Annotated in this window: 5 protein-coding genes and 1 tRNA gene; 5 read left to right on the forward strand and 1 reads right to left on the reverse strand. The window is 70.2% G+C overall.

The window, feature by feature from the left end; all coding sequences use genetic code 11:
• Nucleotides 1-39 precede the first annotated feature (39 nt).
• Nucleotides 40-116, reverse strand: a tRNA-Pro gene (locus tag HUU95_RS07670).
• 192 nt (nucleotides 117-308) lie between these two features.
• Between HUU95_RS07670 and HUU95_RS07675 the strand changes: the two genes are divergently transcribed.
• From HUU95_RS07675 to HUU95_RS07695, 5 genes are all read left to right on the forward strand, one after another.
• The gene (locus HUU95_RS07675; protein ID WP_174279579.1) at nucleotides 309-554 is read left to right on the forward strand and encodes a hypothetical protein; all 246 of its coding nucleotides are present in this window, start codon (nucleotides 309-311) and stop codon (nucleotides 552-554) included.
• A 6-nt stretch (nucleotides 555-560) separates the two neighbouring features.
• Nucleotides 561-1,271, forward strand: a complete 711-nt coding sequence (locus HUU95_RS07680) for an SDR family NAD(P)-dependent oxidoreductase (protein ID WP_174279580.1) — start codon at nucleotides 561-563, stop codon at nucleotides 1,269-1,271.
• A gap of 86 nt (nucleotides 1,272-1,357) precedes the next feature.
• Complete coding sequence (gene gyrA / locus HUU95_RS07685; protein ID WP_174279581.1) at nucleotides 1,358-4,048, forward strand: DNA gyrase subunit A; 2,691 nt, start codon at nucleotides 1,358-1,360, stop codon at nucleotides 4,046-4,048.
• Entirely contained in the window at nucleotides 4,045-4,389 is a 345-nt protein-coding gene (locus tag HUU95_RS07690) for a DUF952 domain-containing protein (RefSeq protein WP_174279582.1), read from the forward strand. The genes gyrA and HUU95_RS07690 overlap by 4 nt, the downstream gene beginning before the upstream one ends.
• Nucleotides 4,390-4,540: 151 nt before the next feature.
• A complete protein-coding gene (locus tag HUU95_RS07695) occupies nucleotides 4,541-5,086 on the forward strand; it encodes a GbsR/MarR family transcriptional regulator (RefSeq protein WP_174279583.1) in 546 nt (181 codons plus the stop codon).
• The last annotated feature ends 189 nt before the right edge of the window (nucleotides 5,087-5,275 follow it).

The following is a 5,275-nucleotide window of genomic DNA, read 5'->3' on the forward strand; positions in this document are numbered from 1 at the left end:
CGCGCTTGCAGCTTCGCCGCGGGCGTGGCGGCGGCGCGTTGGTCGGGGAAAGAGGATTCGAACCTCCGGCCCCTGCCTCCCGAAGGCAGTGCTCTACCAGGCTGAGCTATTCCCCGACGCTCGCACATCCCGCCGCCCCTGGTCTTTGGTGGCGAGGCCGGCGCGTCTAGCCGCGATGCGCGCCGCGTTCAACCCCGTCCGCGCCTGTCGCCGTTGTCACCGCCGCGTCGCGCTCTCGTCATGGCGGTCGCGGGAAGCTATTGACGGTGCCCGGTCCGTTCGGGACCATATCGGAGGGGAGATCGTTCATGAAGACCGTCATCGCCACGCTCGCGCTGCTCGCCACCGGCCCCGCGCTCGCGCAGGCCACGCCCGCCGCCAAGCCGTCGCCCAAGCCGACCGCCACCGCGCATGTCGTCGCCAGGTCGACCACCACCACGACCAAGACCACCGGCGCCAACATGGCGGTGCACACCACCAAGACCGGCAAGAAGATCACCTACGATTGTTCCAAGCCCGGCAACGCCAACAAGACCGCGTGCAAGAAGAAGTGAGCCGGCATGGCGCCCGCTGAGCCGGGCGCCATCGCCTTTCCGTTCGAAGGCCCGGCGGTGGTGATCGGCGCGTCCGGCGGGATCGGCGCCGCGCTGGTCACCGCCTTGCGGGCGGCTGGCCTGCCGGTCGCCGCCTTCGCGCGTTCGTTCGCCGGGGCGGCGCGGCTCGACCTTAGCGACGAGGCAAGCATCGCCGCCGCCGCCGCGTCGCTGCCCGCGCCACCGACACTGGTGATCGTCGCCACCGGCCTGCTCGACCAGCCCGAGAAGAACATGGCGCAGCTCGATCCCGCCCGCCTCGCCCGCGCCTTCGCGGTCAACGCGATCGGCCCGGCGCTGGTCGCCAAGCATTTCCTGCCACGCTGCCCGCGTGACCGCCCGACCGTGTTCGCCGCGCTCTCCGCCCGGGTCGGCTCGATCGGCGACAACCGGCTCGGCGGCTGGCACGGCTATCGCGCCAGCAAGGCCGCGCTCAACCAGCTAATCCGCACGCTCGGCATCGAGCAGGCGCGCCGCAATCCGCGCGCGGTCGTCGCCGCGCTGCACCCCGGCACGGTCGACACCGGCCTGTCCCGCCCCTTCCAGGCCAACGTGCCCGCCGACCGGCTGTTCACGCCCGACCAGTCGGCGGCGCACCTGCTGGCGGTGATCGCCCGGCTCACCCCCGCCGACAGCGGTCGCCTGTTCGCCTGGGACGGCGCCGAGATCACGCCCTGACCCGGCTCGTGCGGGCGCGTGCGCGTGACAATTGGACGCGGCGCGGCTAGGGAAGACGGTCACGCTTCCGTCACGAAAGTCTTGCCTTGGCCGACGAGATCCTCCTCGCGGAGCCCTCCGACATTTCCACCATCTCGATCGTTGACGAGATGCGGTCGAGCTATCTCGATTACGCCATGTCCGTCATCGTCTCGCGCGCGCTGCCGGACGTCCGCGACGGACTGAAGCCCGTCCACCGCCGCATCCTCTGGGCCAGCCAGGAGGGTGGCTTCGTCGCCGGCCGCGCCTATCGCAAATGCGCCAAGATCGTCGGCGACGTGATGGGCAACTACCATCCGCACGGCGACAGCGCGATCTACGAGGCGCTCGCGCGGCTGGCGCAGGACTGGTCGATGCGCGTGCCGCTGATCGACGGCCAGGGCAATTTCGGCTCGATGGACCCCGATCCCCCCGCCTCGATGCGCTACACGGAGGCGCGGCTCGCCAAGGTCGCCAATTTCCTGCTCGGCGATGTCGACAAGGACACGGTCGATTTCGCCCCCAATTACGATGGCTCGACGCGCGAGCCCACCGTGCTGCCCGCGCGCTTCCCCAACCTGCTCGTCAACGGCGCCGGCGGCATCGCGGTCGGCATGGCGACCAACGTGCCGCCGCACAATCTGGGCGAGGTGGTCGATGCCTGCCTCGCCTATATCGCCCGGTCGGTGGAAGGTGGGGACGCCATCACCACCGAGGAGCTGATGCAGATCGTGCCGGGTCCGGACTTCCCGACCGGCGCGATCATCATGGGCCGCGTCGGCACGCGCTTGGCCTATGAGACCGGGCGTGGCTCCATCGTCGTCCGCTCGCGCCACGAGATCGAGGAACGCGGGGAGCGGCGCACGATCGTGCTGACCGAGATCCCCTATCAACAGGGCAAGGACGCGCTGGTCGCGCGCATCGCGGAGGCGGTGAAGGAAAAGCGCGTCGAGGGTGTCAGCGAGGTCCGCGACCTGTCCAACCGCGAGGGCGTGCGTATCGTCATCGACCTGAAGCGCGACGCGACGGTGGACGTCGTCCTCAACCAGCTGTGGCGGCACACGCCCGCTCAAGGGTCCTTCCCCGCCAACATGCTCGCGATCCGGGGCGGCCGGCCGGAGCTGCTCAACCTGCGCGACATCATCGAGGCGTTCGTGCGCTTCCGCGAGGAGGTCATCACCCGGCGCTCCAAATACGAGCTGGCCCGCGCCCGCGAGCGCGCCCATGTGCTGCTCGGCCTCGTCATCGCGGTCACCAACATGGACGAGGTGGTGCGGATCATCCGCGGCTCCGCCAGCCCGGCGGAGGCGCGCGAGGCGCTGCTGCGGCGCGAATGGCCGATCGACCAGATCCGGTCATACATCATGCTGGTCGAGGCGATCGAGCCGCAGGCCGACGCCGACGTGTACCGCCTCTCCGACGCGCAGGTGAAGGCGATCCTGGACCTGCGGCTCAACCGCCTCACCGCGCTCGGCCGCGAGGAGATCGGCGACGAGCTGAAGGAGCTGGCCGGCTCGATCGCGGCACTGCTCCACATCCTCGCCGATCGCGGCCGGCTGTACGAGGTGATGCGCGAGGAGCTGGCGGCGGTGCGCGCCGAGTTCGCGACGCCGCGCCGGACGCAGATCGCCGCCGCCGCCGAGGGGATCGAGGACGAGGACCTGATCGAGCGCGAGGACATGGTCGTCACCGTCACGGTCGGCGGCTATATCAAGCGCACCCCGCTCGACGCCTTTCGCGCGCAGCGGCGCGGCGGCAAGGGCCGCGCCGGGATGGCGACCAAGGACGAGGACGCGATCGTCGGCCTGTTCGTCACGTCGACGCACACGCCCGTCCTGTTCTTCTCCACCGCCGGCAAGGCCTATCGCCTCAAGGTCTGGCGCCTGCCGGAGGGCGGGCCGGCGACGCGCGGACGGCCGATGGTCAACCTGCTCCCGCTCGGCCCCGGCGAGACGATTTCCGCCGTGCTGCCCCTGCCGGAGGACGAGGCCGACTGGGCCAGGCTCCACGTCATGTTCGCGACCGCGAACGGGCTGGTCCGGCGCAATTCGATGGACCAGTTCGCCAACATCCCGCGCGCCGGCAAGATCGCGATGCGCTTCGCCACAGAGGAAGGCGAGGAGGAGACGGGCGATCGGCTGATCGGCGTGTCGCTGCTGTCGCAGGCCGACGACGTGCTGCTCGCGACGCGTCAGGGCCGCGCGATCCGCTTTCCGGGCACCGCCGTGCGCGAGTTTCAGAGCCGTACCTCGGCCGGGGTGCGCGGCATGCGGCTCGCGTCCGGTGACGAGGTCATCTCGCTGTCGATCCTGGCGGGCCGCGACTCGGGGCGGGAGGAGTTCATCCTCACCGTGTGCGCCAACGGCTATGGCAAGCGGACCAGCGCGCATGAATACCGCCGCACTAATCGCGGTGGCCAGGGAATCACCAACATCGGCAATTTGGACCGCAACGGCCCGGTGGTGGCGAGCTTCCCCGCGCATGCGGGCGAGCAGCTGATGCTGGTCACCGATCAGGCCAAGCTGATCCGCCAGTCGGTCGGCGACACGCGCGTGATCGGGCGCGGCGCGGCGGGCGTGCGGCTGTTCGACGTTGCCGCCGGCGAGCACGTCGTCTCCGCCGCGCGCATCGACGAGCCCGACGAGGAGGTCGCGACGACGCTGGACGAGCTCGCGGACGCGCGCGCCGACGGGCTGACCGTCGACGACGGCACCGGCCCCGAGACGATGGACGAGCGTCAGGCGGAGGACGACGAGTGAGGGACGCCGTCGCCTTCAAGGTGCTGACCGCGGCCGAGCTGGCCGAGCTGGAAGCGGGCAGCTTCGCCGGCTCCGCCGCCGACCGGCGCGACGGCTACCTCCACCTCTCCACCGCCGCGCAGCTGACCGCCACCGTCGACAAACACTACGCCGGCCAGACCGACCTGCACGTGGCGGAGGTCGATCTGGAGCCGCTGGGCGATGCGATCCGCTGGGAAGCGGCGCGTGACGGCCAGGACTTCCCGCACCTTTACGCTTCCTTGCCCCTCGACGCCGTGGTCGCCTACTCCCCGCTGGAGCGCGACGACGCGGGTCAGGTAAAGCTCCCGGTCGCGGGCTGATCCCGTCATCCCGGCCTTGAGCCGGGATCCCGCTTCTTTTTACTCGATCGCGAGATACCGCGGGCTCCCGGGTCAGACCCGGGGCGCCGATAGCAGTTGCACGCGGCTCATCCTTTCGCTATTTCTGTCATAACAGAAATAAGCGAATCTCATGCCCCTGCTCGACCACCCCGACGCCAAGGCCTTCGTGCTCCACTGGGGGGAGATGGGCACGCATTGGGGCGTGAACCGCTCGGTCGCGCAGATCCACGCGCTGCTCTACCTTGCCGACCAGCCGCTCACCGCCGAGGCGATCGTCGATCGGCTGCGCTTGGCGCGCTCCAACGTCTCCACCGCGCTGCGCGAGCTGCAGGGCTATGGCATCGTGCGGCGCGTCCATGTCGATGGCGACCGGCGCGATCACTTCCTCGCCGAGACCGATCTGTGGGAGATGCTGCTGCGCATCACAGCCGAGCGCAAGCGCCGCGAGATCGATCCCACCATCGTGCTGCTGCGCGAGCTGAGCGAGCGTCTCGCCGCCGATCCCGACGCGCCCGCGCACCTGCGGCAGCGGATCGGGCGGTTGCACGAGTTCATGGGCACGCTGGGCGGCTGGTACGACCAGATGCGCGGGCTCCCCAAGCCGACGCTGGTTGGGTTGATGAAGCTGGGCGGCAAGGTCGCCCGCTTCCTTCCCGGCGCCAAGATCAAGGGCTGAGCCGATGCCGGGCACCGCCGACCCATGCGTGTTTCTTTCTGGAATGACTGAAAGGAGAGAAAGCTGATGACCTACGATCCCCGCGGGCCGGACCCGGTGCCGCTCCGCGACCGGCCGCTTCGCCCCGCCGCAGGGGCCAGTCTCGGCGACGCTTGTAGTCCTCGCCGGCCTGGCGACGATCCTGATCGG

The sequence above is a fragment of the Sphingomonas bacterium genome (assembly GCF_903643065.1).
Lineage (GTDB): Bacteria > Pseudomonadota > Alphaproteobacteria > Sphingomonadales > Sphingomonadaceae > Sphingomonas.